This is a genomic window from Micromonospora sp. U56 (assembly GCF_018070095.1).
GTDB classification, from domain to species: Bacteria; Actinomycetota; Actinomycetes; order Mycobacteriales; family Micromonosporaceae; genus Micromonospora; species Micromonospora purpureochromogenes.
Window position 1 is genome coordinate 33,693 of record NZ_JAGPYL010000013.1, and the last position, 26,989, is coordinate 60,681.

23 protein-coding genes are annotated in these 26,989 nt (G+C 73.3%); 10 read left to right on the forward strand and 13 right to left on the reverse strand.

Features of this window, described 5'->3' with window-relative positions:
• Positions 1–8: 8 nt before the first annotated feature.
• The 4 genes from KBX37_RS07565 to KBX37_RS07580 form a co-directional block, all read right to left on the reverse strand.
• On the reverse strand, positions 9–2,024 hold the full coding sequence (locus tag KBX37_RS07565; RefSeq protein ID WP_210775203.1) for a phage tail sheath C-terminal domain-containing protein: 2,016 nt from the start codon (positions 2,022–2,024) through the stop codon (positions 9–11).
• A gap of 220 nt (positions 2,025–2,244) precedes the next feature.
• Positions 2,245–3,015, reverse strand: a complete 771-nt coding sequence (locus KBX37_RS07570; protein ID WP_210775204.1) for a nucleotidyltransferase domain-containing protein — start codon at positions 3,013–3,015, stop codon at positions 2,245–2,247.
• A 67-nt stretch (positions 3,016–3,082) separates the two neighbouring features.
• Positions 3,083–3,748: a DUF998 domain-containing protein gene (locus KBX37_RS07575; protein WP_210775205.1), complete on the reverse strand. Its 666-nt coding sequence runs from the start codon at positions 3,746–3,748 to the stop codon at positions 3,083–3,085.
• 32 nt (positions 3,749–3,780) lie between these two features.
• Positions 3,781–4,716 (reverse strand): diacylglycerol kinase family protein, encoded by a 936-nt coding sequence (locus KBX37_RS07580; RefSeq protein ID WP_210775206.1) that lies wholly within the window; start codon positions 4,714–4,716, stop codon positions 3,781–3,783.
• 211 nt (positions 4,717–4,927) lie between these two features.
• Here KBX37_RS07580 and KBX37_RS07585 point away from each other — a divergent pair, with 211 nt between their 5' ends.
• Together KBX37_RS07585 and KBX37_RS07590 are read left to right on the forward strand one after the other, a co-directional pair.
• Positions 4,928–5,941 (forward strand): helix-turn-helix transcriptional regulator, encoded by a 1,014-nt coding sequence (locus KBX37_RS07585; protein WP_210775207.1) that lies wholly within the window; start codon positions 4,928–4,930, stop codon positions 5,939–5,941.
• Positions 5,942–6,173: 232 nt separating this feature from the next.
• Entirely contained in the window at positions 6,174–7,127 is a 954-nt protein-coding gene (locus tag KBX37_RS07590; protein WP_210775208.1) for an alpha/beta fold hydrolase, read from the forward strand.
• Here KBX37_RS07590 and fxsT read toward each other — a convergent pair.
• The 7 genes from fxsT to KBX37_RS07625 form a co-directional block, all read right to left on the reverse strand.
• The gene (gene fxsT / locus KBX37_RS07595) at positions 7,121–11,035 is read right to left on the reverse strand and encodes an FxSxx-COOH system tetratricopeptide repeat protein (protein WP_210775209.1); all 3,915 of its coding nucleotides are present in this window, start codon (positions 11,033–11,035) and stop codon (positions 7,121–7,123) included. The genes KBX37_RS07590 and fxsT overlap by 7 nt on opposite strands.
• Positions 11,032–12,198 (reverse strand): TIR-like protein FxsC, encoded by a 1,167-nt coding sequence (locus tag KBX37_RS07600; protein ID WP_210775210.1) that lies wholly within the window; start codon positions 12,196–12,198, stop codon positions 11,032–11,034. Before KBX37_RS07600 ends, fxsT begins: the two co-directional genes overlap by 4 nt.
• A complete protein-coding gene (locus KBX37_RS07605) occupies positions 12,185–12,865 on the reverse strand; it encodes a TIR-like protein FxsC (RefSeq protein WP_210775211.1) in 681 nt (226 codons plus the stop codon). The genes KBX37_RS07600 and KBX37_RS07605 overlap by 14 nt, the downstream gene beginning before the upstream one ends.
• Positions 12,866–12,994: 129 nt before the next feature.
• Positions 12,995–15,328: an FxsB family cyclophane-forming radical SAM/SPASM peptide maturase gene (locus KBX37_RS07610; RefSeq protein ID WP_210775212.1), complete on the reverse strand. Its 2,334-nt coding sequence runs from the start codon at positions 15,326–15,328 to the stop codon at positions 12,995–12,997.
• Positions 15,300–15,542 (reverse strand): FxSxx-COOH cyclophane-containing RiPP peptide, encoded by a 243-nt coding sequence (gene fxsA / locus KBX37_RS07615; RefSeq protein ID WP_210775213.1) that lies wholly within the window; start codon positions 15,540–15,542, stop codon positions 15,300–15,302. Before fxsA ends, KBX37_RS07610 begins: the two co-directional genes overlap by 29 nt.
• A gap of 30 nt (positions 15,543–15,572) precedes the next feature.
• Positions 15,573–16,475 (reverse strand): DUF4231 domain-containing protein, encoded by a 903-nt coding sequence (locus KBX37_RS07620; RefSeq protein WP_210775214.1) that lies wholly within the window; start codon positions 16,473–16,475, stop codon positions 15,573–15,575.
• A gap of 56 nt (positions 16,476–16,531) precedes the next feature.
• The gene (locus KBX37_RS07625; protein WP_210775215.1) at positions 16,532–16,891 is read right to left on the reverse strand and encodes a hypothetical protein; all 360 of its coding nucleotides are present in this window, start codon (positions 16,889–16,891) and stop codon (positions 16,532–16,534) included.
• A gap of 139 nt (positions 16,892–17,030) precedes the next feature.
• On the opposite strand from KBX37_RS07625, the gene KBX37_RS07630 reads away from it, so the two are divergent.
• Entirely contained in the window at positions 17,031–17,450 is a 420-nt protein-coding gene (locus tag KBX37_RS07630; RefSeq protein ID WP_210775216.1) for a molybdopterin-binding protein, read from the forward strand.
• Positions 17,451–17,569: 119 nt separating this feature from the next.
• Here the strand turns inward: KBX37_RS07630 and KBX37_RS07635 are convergent, their stop codons facing one another.
• Positions 17,570–18,682 (reverse strand): RNA-guided endonuclease TnpB family protein, encoded by a 1,113-nt coding sequence (locus KBX37_RS07635; RefSeq protein ID WP_210775217.1) that lies wholly within the window; start codon positions 18,680–18,682, stop codon positions 17,570–17,572.
• A gap of 101 nt (positions 18,683–18,783) precedes the next feature.
• Between KBX37_RS07635 and modA the strand changes: the two genes are divergently transcribed.
• The 5 genes from modA (at position 18,784) to KBX37_RS07660 (ending at position 23,353) form a co-directional block, all read left to right on the forward strand.
• Positions 18,784–19,566 carry a molybdate ABC transporter substrate-binding protein gene (modA, locus tag KBX37_RS07640; RefSeq protein WP_210775218.1) on the forward strand — a complete coding sequence of 261 codons (783 nt, stop codon included), beginning with the start codon at positions 18,784–18,786 and terminating at the stop codon, positions 19,564–19,566.
• Positions 19,563–20,390 carry an ABC transporter permease gene (locus KBX37_RS07645; protein ID WP_210775219.1) on the forward strand — a complete coding sequence of 276 codons (828 nt, stop codon included), beginning with the start codon at positions 19,563–19,565 and terminating at the stop codon, positions 20,388–20,390. Before modA ends, KBX37_RS07645 begins: the two co-directional genes overlap by 4 nt.
• Positions 20,387–21,457, forward strand: a complete 1,071-nt coding sequence (locus KBX37_RS07650; protein ID WP_210775220.1) for an ABC transporter ATP-binding protein — start codon at positions 20,387–20,389, stop codon at positions 21,455–21,457. Before KBX37_RS07645 ends, KBX37_RS07650 begins: the two co-directional genes overlap by 4 nt.
• A gap of 151 nt (positions 21,458–21,608) precedes the next feature.
• Positions 21,609–22,058, forward strand: coding sequence for a CBS domain-containing protein (locus KBX37_RS07655; protein ID WP_210775221.1), 450 nt, complete (start codon positions 21,609–21,611; stop codon positions 22,056–22,058).
• Entirely contained in the window at positions 22,055–23,353 is a 1,299-nt protein-coding gene (locus tag KBX37_RS07660) for an SLC13 family permease (protein WP_210775222.1), read from the forward strand. Before KBX37_RS07655 ends, KBX37_RS07660 begins: the two co-directional genes overlap by 4 nt.
• Here KBX37_RS07660 and KBX37_RS07665 read toward each other — a convergent pair.
• On the reverse strand, positions 23,335–24,660 hold the full coding sequence (locus tag KBX37_RS07665) for a cation:proton antiporter (protein WP_307848987.1): 1,326 nt from the start codon (positions 24,658–24,660) through the stop codon (positions 23,335–23,337). The genes KBX37_RS07660 and KBX37_RS07665 overlap by 19 nt on opposite strands.
• A 240-nt stretch (positions 24,661–24,900) precedes the next feature.
• Between KBX37_RS07665 and KBX37_RS07670 the strand changes: the two genes are divergently transcribed.
• Positions 24,901–26,256 carry a TrkH family potassium uptake protein gene (locus tag KBX37_RS07670; RefSeq protein ID WP_210775240.1) on the forward strand — a complete coding sequence of 452 codons (1,356 nt, stop codon included), beginning with the start codon at positions 24,901–24,903 and terminating at the stop codon, positions 26,254–26,256.
• Positions 26,249–26,929: a TrkA family potassium uptake protein gene (locus KBX37_RS07675; RefSeq protein WP_210775223.1), complete on the forward strand. Its 681-nt coding sequence runs from the start codon at positions 26,249–26,251 to the stop codon at positions 26,927–26,929. The genes KBX37_RS07670 and KBX37_RS07675 overlap by 8 nt, the downstream gene beginning before the upstream one ends.
• The last annotated feature ends 60 nt before the right edge of the window (positions 26,930–26,989 follow it).

Below are 26,989 nucleotides of genomic sequence, written 5' to 3' on the forward strand. Positions count from 1 at the left end.
CACACCTCTCAGGACGGGTTCTGGCCGGCGAGCTGCTGGATCCGGATGATCACGAACTCGGCGGGTTTGAGCGGGGCGAACCCGACGACCACGTTCACCACGCCGCGGTCCCGGTCGTCGCTGGTGGTCGTCTCCGCGTCGCAGCGCACCAGGTACGCCTCGCGCGGGGTGCGCCCGGCGAACGCGCCCTTGCGGAACAGGTCCTGCATGAACGACGTCAGGTTGAGCCGCAGCTGCGACCAGAGCGGCTCGTCGTTCGGCTCGAAGACGGCCCACTGGGTGCCCCGGAACACGCTCTCCTCGATGTAGAGCGCCAGCCGGCGGACCGGGGTGTACTTCCACTGGCTGGCCAGCACATCGGCGCCGGCCGTCGTCCGGGCGCCCCAGTTGACCGTGCCGACCACCGGGAAGGTGCGCAGGCAGTTGAGCCCGAGCGGGTTGAGCACGCCGTTCTCGGCGTCGGTCAGCGGGTACACCAGGGTGGTCACGCCGCGCAGCTGTGCCTCGGTGCCGGCCGGGGCCTTCCACACGCCCCGCTCGGCGTCCTGGCGGGCGTACAGGCCGGCGATGGTGCCGCTGGGCGCCACGGTGCGCGGCTGGAAACCGTCGGAGGGGTCGGGGATCCGCAGCCGGGGGAAGTGCGCGACCGCGTTCGGCCCCTTGACCCCGAGCTGGTTGATCCAGTCCAGGGCGCGGTCCGGGTCGTCCACCCCGGGCGGCGGGTCGACCAGCAGCATTGCCCGGCGCCGCTCGCACAGCTCGTACGCCGCGGACCAGATCGCCTCCGGGTCCACGCCACTGTCGACGGTGCTCGGATCGCCGTGCCGGGCCCGGGTGGCGTCGGGGATGCAGAGCAGGTTGAACAGGTCGGTCTTGAGCAGGGCGTAGAGGCCCGAGTAGGCGGCCTCGGAACCCACCAGCGCCCCGGTGCCGGGCAGCGTGCTGCCGTCGGCGCCGGTGACCAGGTCACCCTGGCCGAGCCGCTTCGCGCCGACCGGCGTGTACCGGCCCACGTTGGTCGTCGCCCCGCCCAGGCCGAGCAGGGCGGCGCCGTCGGCGACGTCGCCGGAGGCGGTCGCCCCGGCGACGGTGAAGGCGGCGTCCACGGCGGCCGGGGCGACCAGCGGGTCGACGTCGCCGAGGAGGCGTACCCCGCCGGCGGCGGTGGGCACGACCCGGACCCGCAGGCCGGCGGCCCCGTCGGCGGCGCCGAGCGCGGCGTTGACCTTGCGCTGCACCAGGGCGGCCACCCCGGCGGGCGAGGACGGCAGTCGCTCGCCCTTCTCCAGCACGGTCACCGTCACCGCCGCCACGGCGGGCACCGTCCTGGTGGCGTCTGCCGGGTCCGGCTTGGTGGGCCGGTCGGGCTGGACGGTGAGCCGGTAGTTCTTGCCGGCGTCGACGGTGGGGGTGCCGATCTCGGCCCCGACGGTGCCGCTGGGGACCGGCCGGCCGGCGCCGCTCGCGCCGGGGCGGGCCCGCACCAGGGAGGAGCCGCGGTCGGGATCGTTGAGCCGGGTGACGGCGTAGGCGGCGCTGGTCGGGTCGACGGAGAGGCCGGTGAACCGCTCGGTGACACCGGTGGACCCGTCGCGCACGCTGAGGTTGAAGATCTTCGGATCGGCGGCGTCGTCGTGGTCGACGTCGACCAGCAGGTTGCTGCCCCACTGGCCGGTGCTGGCGGCGTCCAGCACGAGTGCCGACTTCGGGCCGGTGCCGACCTTGTCCAGCAGTGTCACCGACGCCGCACGGGCGTCGCTCTTCGGCACCCGGACGACCAGGGCGGCCGAGCCGCCGTTGCGGAAGAACTGCTGCACGGCCAGGCTCAGCTCGGAATCGCGGTCCACCCCGCCGAAGCGGCGCTCGAACTCGCCGAAGGTGTTCACCCGGACAGCACGGTTCTCCGGCCCGGTGCGGACGTATCCCACGAACGCGGTCACGCCGGTCGCCACACCGATCACGGGACGGACGCCGCTCGGGACTTCCTCGATGTAGACGCCGGGGTAGCTCGGAGTCACGGGCATGACTACCTCGTCTCGGAGTGCGGGGTGGGCTGGTCACACCCTCCGCCCCCGGGCCGGGCCGCTCTAGCGCGGAACCGACTGCGCCGAGACGCGTACCCGACACACAGTGTCCATCCGGTCACTCCCCGCCGACCACACCGGCCGGCGTCGGACGCCGATCGTCGCGCGCCCCGGCACCGCCGGCCGATGCGCCGGCGTCCGACCCTTCACGCCCGCCGGGTCAGCTCCCGGCGATCTCCGCCAGCACCCGCCGCTGGAACGCCCGGGCCTCGGCGCCGCTGGGCGGAACGCCCCCGGCGCGCGCGGCGACGCAGCGCCCGATCAGCTCGCTCTCGTAGCCGGCGTCGGCCAGCCGGCCGCCGGCGGCGACCGTCGACAGCCACACCCCGTCCCGGGCCTTCACCAACGACCGGCAGGCGCCGAGCACCGCGTCCTCGGCGCCCGGGGCGGGCGCGTCGTCGGCGGGGGTGGGCAGGGCGAGCCACCAGCGCAGCGCCTCGACGAGCAGCCGGCGCAGGTCGGCCGGGGCCAGGGCGGCGAAGACGTCGGCGGCGGGCGGGCCGAGCAGGGCGTACCCGTGCTCGTGCAGGATGTCGCGGTCCAGGCCGTACCAGAAGCGGCCGTCGGCGGCGGGCCGCTCGGCCGGGTCCCAGGTGGCGCGGAACGGCATCCGCGCCCCGGTGTTCAGCTCGACCTCGAAACCGGGTTCGGGGGTGCCGGCGCCGGCGACCGCGCGGGTGTAGGCGACCAGTTCCAGGCCGCGCGCCGGGCAGGGCAGCGCCTCGTGCCGCAGCCGGTCCACCAGGTCGCGCTTGCGTCGGCTGTCCAGCGGTTCGGCGACGACCAGCGCCACGTCGACGTCGCTGCGGCCCGGCTGGTACGCCCCCATGCCCACCGAGCCGGCCGCGTACGCCCCCACCAGGTCGTCGTCGAGGACGTCGCGGGCCGCGTCGACCAGGTCGTCGAGATAGCGCCGTACGGTCGGGTCCATGGCCGTCATCCTGCCTCGGCCCGGTCGACGGGCCGCAGGCCACCCCCGACGGGCACGGCGGGACCGCTCAGCTCGGGTCCGCGCCCCGACCGCTGCCGTCCCGGATGATCGCCTCGCCCTTGACCAGCCACGCGACGCCGAAGGCGAGCACGGCGACCGTCTCGCACCAGAAGACCGGCTTCACCGCCTCCTGCGCCGTCTCCGGCAGCAGGGTGCTGGCCGGCGCGAGCGCCACCGCCACGACGATGATCGTGCCGCAGACCCGGTAGACGCGGTTGCGGACCAGCTTCTCCGGGGTGACCGGGCCGGCGGCCGGGTCGGTCCGGGTGAACAGGAACAGGCAGAAGCCGGCCAGCAGCAGGAACAGGGCGGCGGCGCAGACCTGGTGCACCCGCCCGACCAGGATGTCGGTCGCGCTGACCGGGTCGTCCCGGGCGCCCGAGGCGGTGGGGAACAGCGCGACCGCGACCGCCAGCGCGCCGCCGACGCTGCTCAGCACGTCGTCGAGGGGCCGGTACCGGTAGCAGATGAGGAAGACGCCGATGGCGCACATGCTGCCGACGAAGACGTCCCGCATCCCCGTGTGGTACGCCCCGCTGATCGATTCGAGCAGCGTGAGGCGCCCGGCGAAGAGAGCGTTTCCGAGGGTCAGCACGACCGGCATCGCGATACCGACCACGCCGATGCCCCGGCGCAGGCGGCGGACGGTGACCATGTCCTGTGACGGGCCCATCGCCCCTCCCCCGGGTCGTGCCGGTTCGCCCCTCAACTGTCCGTCTCGGGGCAGCAGACCGTCAACGCCCCCGGCACCACCCTGACCTTCAGCCGGGTCGTCTCGCCCCGCGCGCCGCCGTCCAGCTCGTACGTCTTCGGCACCGCGAAGCGGACCTTGATCCGGCGACCGCGGGTGATCCGGACGAACGGCGAGTCCTCGGAGCGGCCGGCGGCCATCCGGCCGAGGGTGCGCGCCCAGTCGCTCGCGCCGCTGGCGGTGGAGACGCCGATCTCCAGGGCGCCGTCGTCGGGGCGGGCGTCGTCGAAGGCGGGTACTCCCCCGGTGATCGTGCCGACGTTGCCGAAGAGCACGCAGCTCGCGTCGCCGTCGAACCAGTCGGACCCGTCGACCCGGATCCGGGTACGGACCAGCTCGCCCCGGACGTGGCGCAGGCCGGTCCACAGGTACGCGGCCCGGCCGAGCCGGCCCTTGAGGGTGCGGTCGGCCTCCCGGATCAGGTCCCCGTCGAAGCCGGCGCCGGCCATCACCGCGAAGTGCTCGCCGTTGAGCCGGCCCAGGTCCAGCCGGCGGCGGTGGCCGTGCAGGCCGACGCGGACCGCCTCGGCGAGGTCGGTGGGGATGCCGAGGTTGGCGGCGAAGAGGTTGGCGGTGCCGGCGGGCAGGATCGCCATGGCGGCGTCCGATCCGGCGAGGGCGTCGGCGCAGCGCTGCACCATGCCGTCGCCGCCCCAGACGAAGACCAGCTCGGCGCCCTTCTTCAGCGCCTTGCGGGCCTTCTTGGGCGCCTTGCGGCTCTTGGGCACCTCGTACCAGAGCAGGTCCTCGACCCCGGCGGCGACGAGGGCCGCGCGCAGTTCGTCGAGACCGCCGCCGAGGGTCTTCTTCCGATGGGCGACGACCGCGACCGTACCCACGTTCGCGCTGGTCGCGGGGCGCTCGTCGGTCGCCGTGCTGCTCGTGCTCATGACCGGGGGTGATACCCAGACGGCCGGAGTCCCACGCGTCGCGGCACGAGCGGTGACCGGCGGCCGCGCGGCGGTGGTGTTGGCCGCCCGGTAACGCCCCGTTCACAGTTTCGACGCCGGCGGGCGGGACCTGCTGCCGGCCGGCGAATCATGGCTGGCGCGGCCGCAACACCTGGGACACACTTGAGGCCCGACACCCAGGGACGGGGGCATGGACGGCTCCATACAGGACGATGCGGCCGCGGTTTTCGTACGGGAGCTGACGCACTGGCGACACCAGCGCCGACTGTCCAAGAAGGAACTGGCGGAGCGGACCGGCTTCGACCCCTCGTACGTCAGCCACATCGAGAACGGCCGGCACCAGCCGACCGAGGAGTTCGCCCGCCGCGTCGAACTGGTGCTCGACAGCGGCAACCGGATCTGGCAGCGGTACGTCGAGTTCGCCGGCGCGCGCGGCGACGGCCGGCTCCCCGCCCTGGGCCCCACCGCCGTGCCACCGCCCGCCGGGCCGCACCTGGTGATCGACGACGAGCAGGCCACCCTCTCCCTCGTCGACGGCTGGTACGAGTGCCGGTTCCGGCGCGTCCTGCACAGCGTCGGCACCGAGCCGATCACCCGGCACACCGTGCAGATCGACATCGACCGGTTCCCCGACGACCCGGCCCGCTCCACGGACTTCCACAACCGCCACCCGCTCACCCTGGACGAGGTCGACTTCACCGCCACCATCGGCGCCGACCGACCGGAACCGATGCGCTGGCGGGTGACCCGCAGCCGGGACGCCTTCCTGAAGATCGCCCTGATGTTCGACACCGGCGGCGCGCCCGTGCCGCTCTACCCCGGGCAGCACACCGTGCTCGCCTACGCTTACCGGGTGCCGGCGTGGAAGTTCGGCGACTGGTTGCAGCGCGACATCCGGCTGCCCACCCGCCGCCTCACCATCCGGCTGGACCTGCCCGCCGCCGCCCGTCCCACGGTCTGGGGCAGCGAGACGTCGTTCACCTCCGAGACGACCGCCGACGTGCTCCCGCGCCGCCAGCAACGCGAGGGCGTCGTCGCGTACGAGTGGCAGGTGCCCCGGCCCCGGCTGCGCGCCCAGTACCGGCTGCACTGGCGCTACGGCGACCCGAGCGCCGCCGGCGCCGACCCGGACGCGGCCCGCGGGTGGGCCACCGACGCCTGGCCGCAGGCGTGCGGCGCGGGCCGCCCGGGTGCCGACCGGTGACCCGCCGGGCACCCGTAACGGCCGGTCAGGGCGTCGGGCGGAAGTTCCAGGATAAGAGACCGGACGGGTGTCGTTTCCGACAGATCCGGCCCCTTGTCGATGCTCTCCGTAGCGACGCGACCGGCCCGACCGTTAGGCTCGACTGCTGAGTGAGGTTGTCGCAGCCGGATCAGCTTCCTCACCCGCCGGGTTATGCACGTTGGCTGAACGCAGCACCGGAAGGCAGGCTGGAGTGACCCGAGATGGCGAACCAGGGGCCGAATTCGCCCGCCGCGCGGACAACAAGCGCGTGGCGTACGAGGTCACCGGCGCGCCCGACGGGTTTCCGGTCTTCCTCCTCCACGGTACCCCCGGCAGCCGCCGTGGTCCGAAGCCACGCGGCATCGTTCTCTACCGGCTCGGCGTCCGGCTCATCGCGCACGACCGTCCCGGGTACGGCGACTCCGACCGGCGGGAGGGCCGCGACGTCGCCGACGCCGCCCGCGACGTCGAGGCGATCGCCGACCAGCTCGGGCTGGAGCACTTCGCCGTCGCCGGCCGCTCCGGCGGCGGCCCGCACGCGCTTGCCTGCGCCGCCGACGGCGCGTTACGCGGCCGGGTGACCCGGGTCGCGGTGCTGGTCAGCTTCGCCCCGTCCGACGCCACGCAGCTCGACTGGTTCGCCGGGATGAACAGCGACAACGTGCGCGGCTTCGGCGGCGACGGCAATCGCGACACCGCCTCGGTGATCGAGCAGATCCGGCGCCGCGCCGCGCGGGCGATCGAGGATCCACGGTTCCTGCTGGAGGAGCTGATGGTGGAGATGAGCGCGGCGGACCGGCGGGCGGTCAACGACGCGGCGCTGCGCCGGCTCATCACCGACACCTACGAGGAGGCGCTGCGCGCCGGCCCGTACGGGTGGATCGACGACGTGCTGGCGCTGCGGCGGAGCTGGAAGTTCGACCTCGGGGCGATCGACACCGCGGTGACGCCGGTGCGGCTGTGGCACGGCGCGGAGGACACCTTCGCCCCGGCCAGCCACGCACGGTGGCTGGCCGGGCAGATTCCGGGCGCCGAGGTGGAGGTCCAGCCCGGCGCGGCGCACTTCGACGCCGTCGAGGAGCTGCCGCGCATGCTGCGCTGGCTCACCGACGTCGGCGCGCCGGTGGGCCGGGACGTGCTGATCGGCAGCCGGCCCGATCAGTAGGGGTGCGGGTCGACGACCCGGCGCACCAGCCGGCCGTCGCGCAGCACCAGCACGCTCGGATGCCGCTGACCGATCCGGTCGGCCAGCCGGTCGGCGATCCGGGTCCGGCCGATGCTCACCAGCCCGCCCGACGCCATCTGGTGGACGACCTCCAGGTTGCCCAGGCCGCGCAGGGTGTCGGGGTGTTCGGGGCCGAGCACCTCGACCATCCGCTCCACGACGGTCCGCAGCCGCGCCCGGCCCTCCTCCAGCTCGCCGGAGTTGATGTCGAAGACCGCGGCGTTGTTCGCCGCCGCCATCGCGAACGGATGCCGCTCCTCCAGCGCCGCGCGCAGCGCCTCGGCGGCGGACTCGGCGAGCGTGCGGGCCGTGGCGTGCTCCCCCGCGTCCCAGGTCGCCACCGCGAGGTTGTTGCGGCAGACCAGTGCGTACGGGTGCTCGGCGCCGAACACCTGGGCGAACATCTGCCCGACCTCGGCCAGCTCGGCCCGGGCCCGGGCGCCCTGCCCCTGGAGCATCATGTTCGCCGTGCGACTCAGCCAGCTGAACAGGGTGTCCGGGCTGGTCGGGCCGAAGCTGGTGCGCAGCCGCTCGTAGGCGACGTCGAGCAGCTCGGCCGCCTCGTCGATCTCCCCGGTGCTGCGCAGCGAGACGGCGAGATTGGCCTGGGCGACGAGCGCGTCGCGGGAGTGCTCGCCGAAGAGCCGGCGGTAGCCCTCCACCACGCCCCGCAGCAGCGACACCGACCGCTCGTACTCGCCGACCTCGCGCAGGTCCCGGGCCAGGTTGCTGGCGGAGAAGAGGGTCCGCGGGTGCTCGGCGCCGAGCACCAGCCGCAGCCGGCGGTAGGTGCTCTCGTCCAGCTCCCGGGACCGGACGAACTGGCCCATCAGCTGGTAGGAGGCGGCCAGGTTGTTGGCGGCGACCAGGGTGCGACGGTTGTCCTCGCCGAACACCTCCACCGAGGCGGAGTAGGTGCGCAGGTCCCGCTCCAGCGCCTCCCGGTAGCGGCCGAGGGCGCGCAGGTCGCCGGCGTAACTGCCGGCCGTCATCAGCGTGTACGGGTGGCTGGCGCCGATCAGTTCCTCCTGCTGGCGCAGGGTGTCCTCGTCGAGCTGGCGGGCCTCCTCGAACCGGCCCAGGCCGCGTAGCAGGTTCGCCCAGTTGAACCGCAGGTGCAGCAGCTGCACCCGCAGCGCCCGGTGCGGCGGCGAGTCCGGTGACAGCTCCTCCAGCCGCGTCGACCACGTCTTGTCGGCCTGCCGCGCGTACTGCTCGCCCTGCTCGAAGCCGCCGTTGAGGTAGATGTACCGGATCCGGTCGATCACCAGCTGGCGGACGTTGTCGTCCTGGCAGGAGACCGCGTCGGAGCCGTCCAGGTGCGGCCACAGGATGCGGAACCGGTCCTGTACGGCCGGATCCTCCACCTCACCCGACGGGCGCGACCCGGCGAGGATCCGGTGCACGTCGTGCTTGATCTCGTTCAGCTCGGTGTCGGACATCCGGACCCGCAGCGCGGCCTGGAGCAGGCGGTGCACCTGCACCCGCTGGGCGTGCAGGTCCACCTTGATCAACGCGAGCCGGTTGATCCGCTGCACCAGGGCCGCGGCGATGTCCCGCTCGGACACCCGGTCGGCGACCCGGGCCGCCACCACCGGGTCGTGCGGCGCGATGACCCGGGCCACCTGGTCGCCGTAGAGCAGGTCCAGGGAGATCTCCGGCGCCAGCACCGAGGAGAGCTGGAGCAGCCGGTACGCGCCGGCGGACTGCTCCTTGAGCCGCTGCAGGGAATGGCCCCACACGTCGGTCTCCGGGCCGGTGCGTTCCAGCCCGGCCAGGTAGTCGCCCACCGGGGTGCCGGTGTCGGCCAGCCAGGCGCCGGCCATCGCGACCAGGATCGGGATGTTCTCCACCGCCTCGGCGACCTGCTCGGCCTCGGCGACGCTCATCAGCTGCTCGCCGATGCGGGCGCGCAGGTGCGACACGCTCTCCGTCCGCTGGAACGCCTCCACGTCCACGGCCCGGGCCAGGTCCCCCCAGTCCGGGTTGCGAGTGGTGACCAGGACGTGCCCGTTGCCCTGCGGCAGGAAGTCCTTGACGTGCTCGTACTGGTCGGCGTTGTCGAACACCAGCAGCCACCGGGGTGGCTGGCCGCCGTCCTCGTGGCGCTCGGCGCGGCTGAGCCACTGCCGCACGGCCCGGGTCTTCTCCGGGATGGTCGGCAGCTCCGGCAGGCCGAGTTCGCGGCCGAGGTCGGACACCTGCACGTCGACGAACTGCGGCGGGTCCGCGTCGATCCACCAGACGATGTCGTACGCGCCGCGGAAGCGGTGCGCGTACTCGATGGCCAGCTGGGTCTTGCCGATGCCGGCGCCGCCGAGCAGCGCCACCGGGGTGCGCTCGTTGCCGCCGGCCTTCAGCTCCTCGCGCAGCCGGCGCAGCAGCAGCTCGCGGCCGGTGAAGCGGACGTTGCGGCCGGGCGGGTTGAAGACCTCCGCCCCGACGGCCGGGAAGCGGGCGCCCGGCAGGCCCCGCCCGCCGTCGCCGGTGGGCCGCCCGACGAGCTTGAGCAGTTGCTCGGTGGCGGCCTCCACGCTCCGGTTGTGCACCGAGGTCCAGCTGCCGACGGGGACTTCCGGGGCGGGCGGGGTGTCGTCGAGGTGCACGGCCAGGGTGGCGCCACCGCGCCCGACCATGTCCGGGCCGAGCCGGTCCCGCGCGGCGACGTACGCCCGGGAGACCAGCCGCAGCTCGCGGGAGGCGGTGTCGGCCTTCACCGGCGCGACGGCGCCCGGCGCGACGGTCAGCACCCGCAGGTCCGCGCCGGTGAGCACCGCCTGCACCCACTCCGCCCAGGCCTGGTCCTCGGCGGCGTGCCGCAGCACGATCAGCTCGTCGGGGACGGCCGGCTTGCGCTCGAAGCGCTGGACGGTCTGCCGGCGCAGCGCCTCGTCGAGCCGGGGCAGCGAGCCGATCCGGCCGTTGGTGATGTGGCTGGTCAACGTCTCGTACGCGGACAGCAGGGTGGTCCGGCCGCCCGGCTCGTCGCCGAAGGTCGCCAGCGTCTCCTCGTAGGCGTAGTACGCCCGGTAGGGCACCTCGACGGTCAGCCAGTACTCCTGGCGTTCGGCGTCGGTCATGCCGCTGGGCAGGCCGGCGAAGCGCTGCATCGCCAGCGTCCGGCCGGCGTCCCGCTTGCCCTTCTCCCCGTCGTCGACCCGCATCGGCACCGGCAGCACCCGCCGCGCGCGGCGTCCCTCGTAGCCCCGGACCCGGCGGGCGACCGCCGAGGCGCCGTCGATGCCCTGGTCGCTGAGGGTGAAGCAGTCCACCAGCACGTCCGGCAGGTGGATGGTGCAGATCTCGGCGACGTCGCTGATGCCGGTACGGCTGTCGATCAGCGTGTAGTCGTAGTGCCGCTTCATGTCCTCGCGCAGGGCGTCGAAGAACTGCGCGCCGCCGAGACGGTTGTAGAAGTTGTCCCAGTTCAGGCCGGTGACGCTGGTGGCGTAGTCGGGGTTGTGCCGGCCGGCGAGCAGCAGGTCGAGGCTGCCGCCGCCGGGGAACTCCCAGTTCACCGAGAAGGCGTACTTGTGCACCCGGGCGAACTGGCGGTGCCAGTCACCGGGGCGGGCGGCGGCGTCGGACTCGGCGCGCCGCCGGGCGTTCTCCCACTCGTACTCCAGGATCAGGTCCATCACCCCGCCGGTGGAGGCGACCTGCTCGGGGTCGAGGAACGGCGCGTAGAACCGGTGCAGGCCGGGGGATTCCAGGTCCCAGTCGGCGACGAGCACCCGCTGCCCGTTCGCGGCCAGGATCCAGGCCGTGTTGGCCAGCGCCATCGTGCGGCCGGTGCCACCCTTGTATGAGTAGAAGGTGACCACCTGGCCATCGCGCGGTCGCGTCATCGGTCTTCCTTCCCTCGCCCTACGTCTGATGCGCCGGCCGGACGCAGGCTCGGCCGGGGCACGGCCGGGCCGTCGGGCGGATCGACCGGACCGTGTCGGAGGAACTGCTTACGGGCCTCGATCACCAGCTGCGGCGCGCAGCGCTCGAACTCCGCGATGTCCCGCACCGGCAGCACCTGGGGAAAGCGCGCGTCCTGCAACGTACCGGCGATCGCCTCGGGCGTCGTCTCGCCACGCTCACCGTCGGCGGCGATGACCAGCGGCACCGCCCAGCGGGGCAGCCCGTCGACCGCGTCGCGCGCGGCCTCGGCGCCGATGGCGGCGTCGACCAGCACGACGGTGGGGCACTGCGGCGCCTGGGCGCGGGCGTCGGCGAAGGCGACCACCCGGGTGGACAGGCCCAGCCGCTCGGCGGTGGCCGCGACGTAGTCGGCGACGGCCAGCTCGTGCTGGTCGCCGTACGGCCGCCAGCGCGGGTCGTGCGGGGTGAGCGTGGTGACCACCAGCGCGGTCTCCCCGCTGTCGGTCACCGGGTTGCTGGTCACCGTCGCGGCGCGGGACGGGGCGAGCGGCTCGCTCTCCGCCACCGTGATGATCCGGTCGGCGAGCACGGACAGGATGCTCTCGTACTGCCGGCGGTAGGCGCTGAGCTTGCACAGCGCGCGCAGCCCGTTCTCGGCGTAGTCGGCCCGCTCGACGCCGTCGCCGACCAGCTCCAGCGCCTGCGCCGTCTCGGGCCGCTCCTCCCAGGGCGACGGGGGCAGCCAGAGCACCGGCAGGATGTGCCGCGCGGCCCGGCCGGGCGCCAGCCGGGTGAGCCGGCTGCGGAACGAGTCCCGCTCGCCGACCGCCCAGGCGTTGCTGAAGTACTTGGGCGAGTAGAGCGGCACGAAGACGTGGGCGAGGCTGAGCGCGTCGGTGAGCGTCTGCTTGAGGTCGGCGCCGGGGCTGACCAGCCCATCGAAGAACCCCACGTCCAGCTCGCCGGTGCGGCGGGCGCCGCGTCGCACGGCGGCGCCGAGGTCCTGGAAGAACCGGTTGACCCAGAAGTCGGTGTCGGGGCGGGCCGACGCGGACAGCGGCACCGAATGGGCGTAGCTGAGGAAGAAGTACGTCTGCCGGCCCGGTGGCGCGCCGGACGAGGAAGCGTCAGACCAGGTCATGCCCGACCTCCTCGAACGTCGCGCGGAGCTGCTGCAGGTCGGCGGGGACCTGGGCCTGCACCCAGTGCGTGTGGTACGCCCTGGCGACCCGTTGCGCCAGGCGCCACACCACCGCGTCGTAGGCGTCCTTGCCGTTCTTGCCGAGGCTGAGCAGGCCGTAGATGCCCTCGTCGTGGTACTGCGGGGCGATGTCCGAGGGTAACCGGGTGGGGGTGAACATCTGCCGCTGCGACACGACCGGCGGCACCCGGTGCCGCTCCACCACCGACCAGTTGACCGGGATGACCGGGGTCTCCCCCGGCGTGGCCGCCGCGCCGGGGCGCAGCGTGAACCGGCGGCGGGCGAAGGCGTCCCACTCGCGGGCGCACCAGGCGCTGTTGAGGTACTGCGGCGAGATCAGCGGGATGAAGACCTGGCTGTGACCGGCGGCGAAGGCCAGGTCCTCCGTCCAGAGCTGCCCCCCGTCGATCATCCGGTCCATGAAGCCGGCCGGGCGTCCCGGCGGCAGGCCGAGCAGCTCGACCACGTGGTCGGAGAGGTCCACGAAGAGCTGGAACACCTTGCTGTTGGTGTCCCGCGGGGGCGCGGCGACCCGGTTCTTCGTCCGGGCGTAGCTGAGGAAGAACACGGGCGCGGACGGGTCGACCCGGAACTCTTCCTCGGTCACCTGCCGCTCCCGCCCGACGTGGGACATCCTGAACCGTCCACAGTATCGGCGTACGCAATACCGGGTGTCCCCGTCACCCGCACCGGGGCCGATCGGTGCCCGGAGCAGTGACCGCGGCGGCATCGGGGGTCACGACCAGCTGTCCAGCGTGTCGCGCATCCGGTGCGCGAACCGCTCGCCGGCGGCGGTCAGCGCACCGAGGTCGAGCAGCGCGTCGAGGGCGCCGTCGGTCCAGTCGCGGTAGCGGCGGAAGGTGGTCGCCGCCGCGCCGCCGGGCCGGCGACGCCACACGTCGGCGACGGCCAGGTGGGCGTACGTGCCGTGCAGGACGCCCTCCACCGGTCGCGGGTCCGCCCGCCAGGGTACGGTCAGCCGGCGCCGGTCGTGCCGGTCGAACAGGTCGCAGACGTCCAGCACGGCGTGCATCTTGAGGTGCTGCACCTCGTGCACCAGCAGCACCGCGAGCGCCGCGTCGTCTCCGACCGGCGCGACGGCCACCGCGCCGAAGGCGGCCCCGGCGGCGGCGCTGCGCTGCATCCCGCCCTCGTCGGCCCGCAGCGGCACCACCGTGCGCAGCAGCGTCCGCAGGCCCGGGGCGTACCCGCCGGCCTCGACGTCGACGCGGCGCAGCGCGCGGGTCAGCTGCCGGGTCCATTCGTCGGCGGTGGCCGCCGGCAGCCGGGCCGCGACCGGCACCGCGAAACAGTCCCGGTACGGGTCGGTGTCCTCCAGCAGGACGTGGTGCCCGTCGGCGACCGCCGCCCGCACCGGCCGCCACCCGTCCGGGACATCCGGCCGGCCGGGCCGCACGGTGAGCCGGCGCCCGCCGGCCCGCGCGGTGAACCCCCCGTCGTGGATGGACAGGAGCACCGCCTCCTCGTCGGCGTCGACGGCCAGCGCGCCGAGTGTGGGCAGGCTCAGCGCCCCGTCGCGCGCCGGCACGGTGAGCTCGGCGTCGGCTCCGGCGTGGATCGCGGCGGCGGCCGCGACGCACGCCAGGTATGCCAGGTCGGCGGTCGCGTCGTCGCGGCACCGCTGCGCCCAGCGACGGACGAACGGGTGCTCCAGCACGGCGCGGACGGCCTCGGGGGCGGTGCGGTCGAGGTCGACCAGCAGCTGCCAGCCGGCGGCGGCCCGCTCGTCGTGCGCCGCGCGGGGGCTGAGGTCGACCAGCAGCGCGCGGACCAGCCCGAGGTGGACCGAGGCGAGGTGGCGGGTCGACTCCACGGTGCCGTAGCCGGTGCCGAGGTCGTCGAGCACCGTCGGGCTCAGCGCGTCGCTGGGCTGCCGCTGGTCGGGTACGTCGGTGGTCGTCATCGCGTGGATCAGTTCCTTGAGGTCTGCGCAGTAGGCCGACGGGTTGTCGAAGCCGGTGTCGGGGCGGTACCGGTGGGCGAAGAGCCCGCCGCCGCACTGCCGCACGACCTCGCACTCCCGGCAGGTGGCGCAGAGTCCGGCGAGGCCGGTCTGCCGGATGGCGATCATGGGGTGGGCGGCGGCGTCGTCGACCCGGTGGCGAAAGATGTCCAGCCCGGTGGCCGGGGCGCCGTCGTAGGCGGACTTGAGGGAGTCGACCTGCTCGAAGGTCCCGTCCGTCTCGATGACGACCAGGTCGGCGAAGCCCAGCCCGACCGCCTCGGTGCGGGTGGCCCCGCCGGACGCGGTGGAGAGCAGGGATTCCAGCAGCCGGATCGGCACCGGCCGCCCGTCGGCCAGCCACCGCCGGTGGATCGCCAGCAGCCAGTCGGCGTACGGGGTGGGCACCCCCTCGGGGCGCGCCGGGGGCCGCTCCCAGTTGGCGTGCGGGAGCAGGAAGTCGATCTGCGGCGGCTCCTGGGCCAGCAGCGCCTCGTAGCCCGCGACCGGGTCGTTGGCCAGGTCGATGGTGCACAGGATGCCCGCGTAGCTGGACCGGTATTCGGGGCGGCGCAGCAGCGCCAGCCCGCGCAGCACGGCGGCGTGGCTGCTCTGACCGCTGGCGTAGCGGCGGTGCAGGTCGTTGGCCGCCAGGTCGCCGTCGAGCGAGATGCCGACCTTCACGTCGTACGCGACGAGCACGTCGCAGATGCGCGGCGTGAGCAGCACGCCGTTGGACTGCATCCGCAGGTCGAGCCGCGCCACCGGGTCGATCCGGCGGCGCAGTTCGGCGGCGGCGGCGGCCAGGCCGCCCGCGCCGGCCAGCAGCGGCTCGCCGCCGTGCAGCACGACGCGGACGGTGTCGAGCCCGTGCGCGGCGGCGTGTTCGGCGATCCGGCGCGCCGCCTGTTCCAGTGTGGACGCCGCCATCACGTGTGGCTGGTGGCGCCAGGACTGGTCGGGATGCTGGTAGACGTAGCAGTGGTCGCAGGCGAGGTCGCAGCGGCTGGTCAGCTTGAGCACGTACTGACTCAGCGGGCTGACCTGCCCGGGCGGCTTCCTGCCCGGCCCGCCAGCGTCAGATCGAAGAGCCGAAGCCTGCGACATCGACGCCGGTCGGACGGTCGACCCTGCGGTCGTGGACATGGGCGACGGCACGCGCCCGGGAGAGGGAGATCTGGCCGAGCGGTGTGTGCCGCAGGTCGTCCAGTGGCGGCGGGCTCGGGGTCGGGGTCGGGTCGGGACGGACTGCGATGCGATCCACGTCGGTTCCCCCATATGCGGTTGATGGTCGGTCGACATCCACGGTCGACGACACCATCGAAGATAATACATTTCACCCGCTGTGATGTCACTGCTGCGCTGTGCCATCTTCTTCGATCATCTTCGCCATCCAGCCCTCGTTGGAGAGCGAGATGATCCGCTCGGCCTCGGCGACGAACGCGTCGTCGTCGGTCCAGCCGTGCCCGGCCTCGCGGGTCACGCACAGCCGGGTCAACTGGTCGGCCGTCCGGGCGAACTCGATCTGCTGGGCCTCGTACTGCTGCGCGGCCCCGTAGCCGACCAGGGCGGTCGTCACGGTCGCCGCGACCCCGAGCCACGCGGTCAGGCCCAGCCCGTCGCCGAGCACCCCGACGGTCGCGGCGAGCAGGGCGCCGGCCACGGTCACCGCCGTCGCGGCCCACCGGACGCGCGCGGCCAGCCGGGCCATCCGCCGCGCCATCGGCGTGTAGTAGCCCGCCACCTGCCCCCGCACCCGGGCGCTGAGATAGCTCGGCACGTCCTGGACGTCGGGCAGCGGCCGGGCGACCGGCGCAAGGCCGACGGTCCGCCCGACCAGGTCACCCGAGTCGTCGAGCAGGGTGTCGGCGTGCCGCAGCAGCACCCGGTCGCGGTCCGCGCCGGCGAACGGCGCCACCCCGGCCAGGTAGCGGTGGACGTCGGCCTTCAACGCCTCGGAGACCGACCGCAGCCGGGTCCACGCGTGCACCGTGTCCCGCGAGGTCCACCTCGCCGCCACCGGCACCAGCAGCAGCGCGGCGGCGGCGACGATGGCCAGCGCCCGGCTGGCCGTCCGGTGCGGCTCGCCGAGCTGGGTGGCGAGGGAGCCGGCGACGGCGGCGCCGATGGTGAGGCCGGCGACCGTGCGCCGCGCGCGCACGACGCGCCGTTTCTCGGCCACCGCGGCCTGCGACCAGACACTCTGCCGCTGCCAGACCATCGTGACCGCCGCCGACGCATCGAAGTTCGCCACGCCCGCATGGTAGGTCAGCCGCGCCCACGGCCCGGGGACGCCGGACGGCGGACGGGCTAGCCGCGGGTCAACCGCTCGAGGTGCTCCGCCTCCTGCGGCGACGGCTCGCTCGGTCCGCTCAGCCGCAGCCGCCACCGGGTCGTCCCGCCGTCGGGGCCGCGCAGCTCGCCGCGCGCCAGGGCGCGGTCGATGTCCTGCCGCACCCGCTCCACCAGGTGCGGTTCGGTGGCGAAGAGGATGTGCAGGCGTACCTCGTCACCGGACCGTTCGGCCCGGGTGTGGTGGGACGCGACCGGACAGGGCGGCTCGTGTTCCCAGTGGCCGCAGAGGGCCGTGGTGATGGCCGCCCCGGGCGCGCCCGGATCGGCGTCCGGCGCCATGTCGAGAACCGCCTGGTGAGCGAAGCCCTGCCGCATGGCCACATTGTGCCCCTGCGGGACGTCTTCTCTCGCACCGCCGCACCCGCAGATGCGGCCGTCCGCCCGCCATCACCCTCGGGTACGCAAGGCACGTTGCCGCTTTCGCCACGCAGACGCGAGCCGCTAGGGTGATCCGGTGACCGTGTTCCGGATCAGCGAGGCCGCCGAGCTGTTGGGCGTCAGCACCGACACCGTGCGGCGCTGGGTGGACGCCGGACGCCTGCCGGCGACCCGGGACGAGCACGGCCACCGGCTGGTCGACGGCGTCGAGCTGGCCGGCTTCGTCCGGGCCCAGGCCGCCGAGCCGGACGGGCGCGCCGAGTTCTCCTCGGCCCGCAACCGGCTGCGCGGGATCGTCACCGCCGTCGTCCGGGACACGGTGATGGCGCAGGTCGACATCCAGGCCGGCCCGTTCCGGGTGGTCTCGCTGATGAGCCGGGAGGCGGTCGACGAGCTGGGCCTGACGGTCGGCTCGGTCGCGGTCGCCGTGATCAAGTCCACCACGGTCGTGGTCGAGCGGGCCGCGCCGCTGCTGCGCGGGAGGAACAGCTGTTGACATCCTCCCCTCCCTGAGGGGAGGGGATTCCCCGTGGTCGCCCGTGGGGTTTCCTGCTTCATCGCCGACTGCCCGTAGGGAGGACTCCCGTGAGGTCTTACGTCAGCTCCACAGGCGTTTCACCTCTCCGCCAGCCCGGCGGCGAGGATGTTCCTGGCGGCGTTGACGTCCCGGTCATGCTCTGTGGCGCATCCCGGGCAGGTCCACGACCTGACGGTCAGCGGCATGGCCGTGGTGATGCGGCCACACGTCGAGCAGGTCTTGGACGACGGGTACCAGCGGTCGACCGCGATCACCGTCCGCCCGTACCAGGCGGCTTTGTACTCCAGCATCGCGCGCAGGTCCGACCAGGCAGCGTCGGAGATGGCACGGGCCAGACTGTGATTGCGGATCATGTTGCGCACGCTGAGGTCTTCGATCACGACCGTTTGATTCTCGTGGACGAGTCGGGTGCTCAGCTTGTGCAGGTGGTCGCGGCGCCGGTCGGCGATGCGGGCGTGGATCCGGGCAACCTTCAGCCGGGCTTTCGTCCGGTTGGCGGAGCCCTTGGCCTTGCGGGACAACTCCCGCTGCGCGGTAGCCAGTTTCCGCCGGTCGGCCCGCTCGTGACGCGGGTTGGTGACCTTCTCTCCGGTGGACAGAGTGACCAGGCTGGTGATACCCGCATCCACCCCCACCGCCGCGCTCAGGGGTGGCAGTGCCCGGATCGTCGGGTCCTGGACCAGCAGGGACACGAACCAGCGCCCAGCGGAATCCCTCGACACCGTGACCGTGGACGGCTGTGCGCCTTCGGGGAGGGGTCGGGACCACGCGACGGCCAGCGGTGCGCCCATCTTCGCGAGGGTGAGCTGACCGTCGCGCCAGCGGAACGCCGAGCGGGTGTACTCCGCCGAGGCCCGGGACTTGCGCTTGGACTTGAACCGGGGGTATCGGGAACGCTTGTCCCAGAACGCGGCGAACCCGGCTTGCAGATGCCGCAGCGCCTGCTGCAGCGGCACCGACGACACCTCGTTCAGGAACGCCAGCTCGTCGGTGCGTTTCCACTCGGTCAGCCACGCCGAGGTCTGCACATAGCTGGTCCGCTGCCGGTCCACGACCCACGCCCGGGTCCGCGCGTCGAGAGCCCGGTTGTAGACCAGACGCACGCAGCCGAACGTCCGGTTCAACTGCTCGACCTGCTCAGGAGTCGGATAGAAGCGGTACTTGTACGCCCGCTTCACCACCTCACCCACGTCTCACATTGTACCAATGATTCATGTAAATTGATCACTGAGGGGAGGGAGTGGCGTTTCCTCCCCCACCTGAAGGCGGGAGTATCCACGCCACAACACTGATGACGAGGATCCGTACCGCCCTGGCCGTCCTGCCGACGGTGGCCGCGTTCGGCCTCGCCGGCTGCGGCGGCGACGCCGACGACGGCGGACCGAGCGGGGTCACCGGCACGGTGACCGTCTTCGCCGCCGCGTCGCTGACCGAGTCCTTCGCGACGCTGGGCCGCCAGTTCGAGGCCGCGCACCCGGGTGTGCGGGTCACCTTCAACTTCGCCGGCAGCTCGGCCCTGGCCACCCAGATCACCCAGGGCGCCCCGGCGGACGTGTTCGCCTCGGCCGCCGCGAGGAACATGGCCACCGTCACCGACGCCGGGGCCGCCGACGGCTCCCCCACCGTCTTCGCCCGCAACCAGCTCGTCATCGCCGTGCCGAAGGGCAACCCCGGCCGGGTCACCGGGCTGGCCGACCTGACCCGGCCCGACGTCAAGGTGGCGCTCTGCGCCGAGCAGGTGCCCTGCGGCGGCGCCGCCACCAGAGTGCTCGCCGCGGCGGGCGTGAAGCTGACCCCGGTGACGCTGGAGCAGGACGTCAAGGGCGCGCTGTCCAAGGTGACGCTCGGCGAGGTCGACGCCGCGCTGGTCTACCGCACCGACGTCAGGTCCGCCGCGAAGGTGGACGGCGTCGAGTTCCCCGAGTCCGCCCGCGCGGTCAACGACTACCCGGTGGTGGTGCTGAAGGACGCGCCGAACCCGACCACCGCCCGCGCCTTCGTCGAGCACGTCCGCTCCGACCAGGGCCGGGCCGTGCTCACCGACGCCGGCTTCCAGCCGCCCACCGGGTCGTGACCGCCGCACCGGACGCCGCTGCGCCGCGTACCCGGCGACGGCCCGGCCGGCGGGTGCCGGTCGCGCTGCTCGTACCGGCCGGGCTGGGGCTGCTCCTCCTGGTGCTGCCGCTGGCCGGGCTGCTGGCGCGTACCCCGTGGGCGACGCTGCCGCAGCGGCTGACCGCGCCGGGCGTGCTCACCGCGCTACGGCTGTCGGTGCAGTGCGCGACCCTGGCCACCCTGCTCTGCCTGGCCTGCGGCGTACCCCTGGCCTGGCTGCTGGCGCGGGTGGAGTTCCCCGGCCGCCGGGTGGTGCGGGCCCTGGTCACCGTGCCGCTGGTGCTGCCCCCGGTGGTCGGCGGCGTGGCGTTGCTGCTGGTGTTCGGCCGCAACGGGCTGCTCGGGCGGTGGCTGGACGGCGCCTTCGGCCTCACCCTGCCGTTCACCACCACCGGCGTGGTGCTCGCCGAGGCGTTCGTGGCGATGCCGTTCCTGATCATCGCCGTCGAGGGCGCGCTGCGCGGCGCGGACAGCCGCTACGAGGAGGCGGCGGCCACCCTCGGCGCGGGCCGGTGGACCACCTTCACCCACGTCACCCTGCCGCTGATCGCTCCCGGCGTCGCGGCCGGCGCGGTGCTCTGCTGGGCCCGGGCGCTGGGCGAGTTCGGGGCGACGATCACCTTCGCCGGCAACTATCCCGGCCGGACCCAGACCATGCCGCTCGCCGTCTACCTGGCCCTGGAGACCGACCTGGACGCGGCGATCGTGCTCAGCCTGATCCTGCTCACCGTCTCGGTGGCGATCCTCGCCGGCCTGCGTGACCGCTGGATCACCAGCCCGTGAGCGCCCCGCTGCTGGACGGCCACCTGGTCGTCGACCGGGCCGCCTTCCGCCTCGACGTCCGGCTGACCGTCGGCGCCGGCGAGGTGGTCGCGCTGCTCGGCCCGAACGGCGCCGGCAAGACCACCGCCCTGCGCGCCCTCGCCGGGCTCCAGCCGCTCACCGGTGGTCACGTCCTGCTCGACGGCGTCGACCTGGACCGGCCCGACCGGGCCCGCTGGATCCCGCCGGAGCGGCGCCGGGTCGGCGTGGTGTTCCAGGACTACCTGCTCTTCCCGCACCTGAGCGCGCTGGACAACGTCGCGTTCGGCCCCCGCCGGCAGGGCCTCGATCGACGGTCCGCCCGCGAGCAGGCGGCCGGCTGGCTGGACCGGGTCGGACTGTCCGGACACGCCCGGAGCCGGCCGCGGCAGCTCTCCGGCGGGCAGGCCCAGCGGGTCGCCCTGGCCCGCGCGCTCGCCGTACGCCCGCGGTTGCTCCTGCTCGACGAGCCGCTGGCGGCGCTGGACGCCCGGACCCGCCTGGACACCCGGGCCCACCTGCACCGGCACCTGGCCGACCACGACGGCGCGACGCTGCTGGTCACCCACGACCCGCTGGACGCACTTGCCCTGGCCGACCGGCTGGTCATCGTCGAGGACGGCCGGGTGGTGCAGGAGGGGGACGCCGCCACCGTCACCGCCCGCCCGCGCACCGACTACGTCGCCCGCCTCGTCGGGCTGAACCTCTACCGGGGCCACGCCGACGGGCACCAGGTACGCCTCGGCGACGGCTTCGCCCTGGCCACCGCCGACCGGCTGGACGGCGACGCCTTCGTGGTCTTCCGGCCCGCCGCCGTGGCCCTGCACCCGCGGCAGCCCGACGGCAGCCCCCGCAACACCTGGCCGGCCACCGTCGCCGGAGTGCAGCGGCACGGGGACAACCTGCGGGTGCAGCTCGCCGGCCCGGTCCCGGCCGCCGCCGACGTCACCCCGGCCGCCGCCGCCCAGCTTCGCTTGGAGCCCGGGCAGCGGGTGTGGGCGGCGGTCAAGGCCAGCGAGACCCGGGCGTACCCGGCCGGAGCGGCGTAGCCACGGGTGAGCGCGGAGGAAACTCGGCTCGTCCGGCCGGTCGCCTGCCTGCCCGGGACCGACCGGGGGGCTAGAGTGATCACCGGTGTGCCGGGAAGTCTGGTCGGCGTGTGATGAGCCCTGTCCCCACCAGATCCCACAGGAGTCCTTGGTGCGAGCCCGAGATCTCGCGGTGCCCTTCCCCACCATCACCGTCGACACGTCCGCGCTGGAGGCGGCCCGGCTCCTGGCCGGCCACAACCTGCCCGGGCTGATCGTGGTCGACGACGCCGGTTGCCCCGTCACGGTGCTGCCGGGCACCCAGGTGCTCCGCCTGGTGATCCCGAGCTACTGCCGCGAGGACCCGACCCTGGCCCGGATGATCGACGAACCGTCGGCGGACCTGTTCCTGCGGGGGGTGGAAGGGCGGACGGTGGCGGACCTGCTCCCCCCCGAGCAGACGGACCCCCCGGTGGTGGATCCGCGTGCGACCGTCCTGGAGATCGCCGCGGTGATGGCCCAGAAGCGCAGCCCGCTCGTCGCGGTGGCGGCCAGCGGGGAGCGGATGATCGGCGGGATCAGCCTCGACGCGCTGCTCGACCGGATGCTGGGTACGCCGTGAGCGGGCTGGCCTGGGCGGCAGTGGCCGTCTTCACGATCGCGTACGTCCTGATCGCCACCGAGAAGATCCACCGGATCGCCGCCGCGCTCGGCGGGGCGGCGGTGATGTTCCTGATCGGGGCCACCGACACCGAGCACGCGTTCTTCTCGGAAGAATCCGGCATCGACTGGAACGTGCTCTTCCTGCTGGTCGGGATGATGCTCATCGTCGCCGTGCTGAAGCGGACGGGCGCGTTCGAGTACGTCGCGGTGTGGGCGTCCAAACGCGCCCGGGGCCGACCGTTCCGGGTGATGGTGCTCCTGGTCCTGATCACCGCCGTGGCCTCGGCGGCGCTGGACAACGTCACCACCGTGCTGCTGATCGCCCCGGTGACGTTCCTGGTCTGCGAACGCCTCGGCGTGCCGGCGGTGCCGTTCCTGATCGCCGAGGCGCTGGCCTCCAACATCGGCGGCACCGCCACCCTCGTCGGCGACCCGCCGAACATCATCATCGCCAGCCGGGGTGGCCTGAGCTACAACGACTTCCTCGTCCACCTGGCCCCCTTCGTCGCGCTGCTGCTGGTGGTCTTCCTCGGCCTGTGCCGGGTGCTGTTCCGGTCGGCGTTCCGCTACGACCCCGAGCGGGCCGCGCAGATCGCCGCGCTGCGCGAGGCCGACGCGATCCGGGACCGGCGGCTGCTCGTGCTCGGGCTGGCCGTGCTCGGCGCGGTGACCGCCGCGTTCGTCCTGCACACCACCCTGCACCTGGAACCGGCGGTGGTGGCGCTGCTCGGCGGGCTGCTGCTGCTCGCGCTCTCCCGCCTGGACGCCGGGGAGATCAGCCGGGACGTCGAATGGCCCACCCTGGTCTTCTTCGCCGGCCTGTTCGTCATGGTGGGCGCCCTGGTCAACACCGGCGTGGTGGAGCAGATCTCGCGCGCCGCCATCGACGCCACGGCGGACCGGCTGCTCCCCGCCACCATGGTGCTGCTCTGGGGCTCGGCCGTCCTGTCGGCGATCGTGGACAACATCCCGTACGTGGCCACCATGAGCCCGGTCGTCGCCGAGCTGGTCAACGCCCAGGGTGACACCGAGCAGTCCCGGGTGCTCTGGTGGGCCCTCGCCCTCGGCGCCGACCTGGGCGGCAACGCCACCGCCGTCGGCGCGTCGGCCAACGTCGTCGTGCTCGGCCTCGCCGAACGCGCCGGACACCGCATCACCTTCTGGCAGTTCACCCGCTACGGCCTGGTGGTCACCCTGATCACCGTCGGGCTCGCGGTGCCCTACCTCTGGCTGCGCTACTTCGCGCTCGCCTGATCTCCGGTCGGGTCGGCGGGCCGGTCACCGGCCGGTCCGTCGCCCGCTACCGGCTCGCTGTGCGGGGACGCACCGGCGCGATCGTCGCGCCGGCCGGAAGTCGTCACCGACCGCCGCGCTCGGCGCAGGGCCCCGTGCCAGGCCGGGACCTCCCGGGTGTCGTCGAAGGCCCGGGCGACCACCACGTCGGTCGAGGAGTGCGCGAGAATGGAGATGACGATCGTCAGCGCGACCAGGTGGAACACCTCGTCCCCGGCGGCGATGCCGGACTCCAGCACCAGCAGCCCGTAGACCACCGACGCGAACCCCTTCGGCCCGAACCACATCGCGGCGGCCTGCTCCCGCAGGCCGAGTCCGGAACGCAGGAACGAGATCCACAGCGCGACCGGCCGGGCGACCACGATCGCCAGGACGGCGAACACCCAGCCGGTCCAGGAGATCTCCCCGAGGAACTCCACCGAGATCAGCGCCCCGAACACCAGCAGCGCGGCCAGCTTCAGCAACTCGGCGACGTTCTCCCCGAAGTGCTCGAACGCCGCGCGCTCCCGCGGCCCGAACGTGGCTACGGTGATCCCGGCGGCGAACGCGGCCAGGAACAGGTTGCCGTGGGTGGCCTTGCCCAACGCCAGCACCAGCAGCCCGATGGCCACCCCGTTCAGCGGGGCGTACGCGGCCGAGGCGGCGAGCCAGCGGGTCCGCTCCAACGCGATCGCCACCAGCGGCACCAGCACGCCGATCAGCAGGCCGACCGCCAGCTCGATGCCCAGGTCCCCCAGGTGCAGGTCGTCGGAGCCGGCGGCCACGGCGAGCAGCACCACCACGAACGGCAGCGCCAGGCCGTCGTTGACCCCGGACTCGACGTTGAGCAGGTGCCGCAGCCGGGCCGGAACCTTGTCGTTGCCGACCAGCGCGGCGGCGAAGACCGGGTCGGTCGGGGCGAGGACCGCCCCGACCAGCAGTGCCTCCGGCCAGGCCAACCCGGCCACGAAGTGGGCGAGCACCGCGGTGACCAGCAGGGTCAACGGCAGGCCCCAGCCCAGCGCACGTCCCGGCAGCCGCCACGCGGAGCGCAGGTCGGCCCAGCCGACCCGCATCCCGTCGGTGAACAGCACCGCGAACAGCGCGAGTTCGGCCAGCTGCGCCACGATCGGCGAGTCGGCCCGCAGGTGCAGCACGCCGGTGGTGCCCTCGCCGAGGATGAAGCCGGCGAGGAGGAACAGCGCCGCCGTGGAGAGGATGGTGCGGTGGGCCAGCGCCGACACGAGCACGGCGGCCAGCAGGAGAGCGGCGAAGGAGAGCAGCAGCACGGGGTGGACCTCCGGGAGGGCGCGGTTCGGTACGGTGCCGACCAGACTTCCCGGCGCTCCACGGATCCCGGTGATCATAACCAGCTGCCACAAGCGGATGGACGCACCGACCCGCGCCGATCATGCGGTGACCGCCAGCAGCGTTCGTGCGATGATCCGTCCCGTGGTGTTGACAGACCGGCGGAGCGAGCGGGCGAGGTACGCCGTCCGGGGCGAACAGGCGGGCACGTCGTGCCGGTGCTGACCCGGAGACCGGCGTGGAAGCGGCGCAGCAGCCGCTTCCAGCACCCGGCTCAGGTGATCACCACAGCGTTCGCGGCCGCGATCGCAACGGGTGCGGCACTGCTGTCGTTACCGGCAGCCACCCAGTCCGGGCAGCGCGCGACGCTGCTCGACGCCCTGTTCACCGCGACGTCCGCGGTGTGCGTGACCGGCCTGGTCACGGTAGACACCGGCAGCTACTGGTCGGGCTTCGGGCAGGTGGTCATCCTGTTGCTCATCCAGGTCGGCGGTTTGGGCATCATGACCCTGGCGACGCTGTTCACCGTACTGCTGTCCCGCCGTCTCGGACTGCGGGCCCGGTTCCTGGCCCAAGCGGAGACCAAGAGCCTGGACCTGACCGACGTACGGGGCGTCGTCCGCCGGATCGTGCTGTTCAGCCTGGTCAGCGAGGCCGTCGTGGCGGTGGCGCTGACACTGCGGTTCGCCACCGCCTACCACGAGCCGTTCGGCGCGGCCGTCTACGACGGGGTGTTCCATGCCGTCTCGGCCTTCAACAACGCCGGCTTCTCCACCAACGCCGACAGCCTCGTCGGCTACGTCACCGACCCGTGGATCACGCTCACCATCGCTGCGGCGGTGATCCTCGGCGGCCTGGGCTTTCCCGTCGTGTTCGAACTCGTACGGTGCTGGCGGCCCGCGCAGTGGTCCGTGCTGACCCGCCTCACCGTCACGCTGACGGTGACGCTGCTCGTGCTCGGCACCCTGGTGCTCACCCTGGCCGAGTTCACCAACCCGCGGACCCTGGGTCCGCTGAGCGGTCCGGAGAAGCTCCTCGCCGGGTTCTTCGCCTCGGCGATGACCCGCACCGCCGGGTTCAACAGCCTCGACATCGGTGCCATGCGCCCCGAGAGTCTGCTCGCCAGCGACGTGCTGATGTTCATCGGTGGGGGCAGCGCCGGCACGGCCGGCGGGATCAAGGTGACCACCTTCGGGCTGCTGGCGTTCGTGCTGTGGTCGGAGATGCGGGGCGAGACGCACGTCAACGTCGGCCGCCGACGGATTCCCGCCACCAACCAGCGACAGGCACTGGCGGTGGCGCTCCTCGGCGTCGGCGCGGTGGTGACGGCCACGTTCATGCTGGTCGCGATCACCTCCTACGAACTGGAGCAGATCCTGTTCGAGGCGGTTTCGGCCTTCGCCACGGTCGGGCTGTCCACCGGGATCACCGGCAGCCTGCCGCCGCAGGCGGACCTGCTGTTGATCGTACTGATGTTCGCCGGCCGGATCGGGCCGCTGACCCTGGCCTCCGCGCTGGCGCTGCGCGAACGGACCCGGCGCTTCGAACTGCCCGAGGAGAGGACGATCGTTGGCTGACACACCGACCGAACCAGTGGTAGTCATCGGCCTGGGCCGCTTCGGCAGCGCGCTGGCCCTCGAACTGGCCAGCCGCGGCACCGAGGTCCTCGGCATCGACAACCGCCCCAAGGTGGTCCAGGCGATCTCCGGCAGGTTGCCGCACGTGATCACCGCCGACTCCACCGACATCGAGGCGCTCCGGCAGCTCGGCGTGGGCGAGTTCCACCGGGCGGTCGTGGCCATCGGCACCGACATCCAGGCCAGCATCCTCACCACCAGCCTGCTGTCCGAGCTCGGCATCCCCGACATCTGGGCCAAGGCCATCAGTGACCAGCACCGCCACATCCTCACCCGGGTCGGCGCCCACAAGGTGGTCGCACCCGAACACGACATGGGTGAACGTGTCGCCCACCTCCTCTCCGGCCGCATCCTCGACTATGTCGAGGTCGACGCCGACTTCGCCGTGATCAAGACCACCCCACCCCGCGACGTGGTCGGGGTGCCGCTGCGCGAGTCCCGGCTACGCAGCCGGTGGGGGGTCACGGTGGTCGCGGTCAAACCCCAGGCGGCCCTGGCCGGACGACGACCGGAGTTCACCCACGCCACGGCCGACACCGTGCTGGCCTACGGTGACCTCATCCTCGTCGTCGGTCCGATCGACAACGTCGAACGCTTCGCCGCCACCGAGTGAGCCAGGACTGCTACCGCTGCGTGACAGGCACCGGCAGTGCCCAGCGAAATCGACACCGTG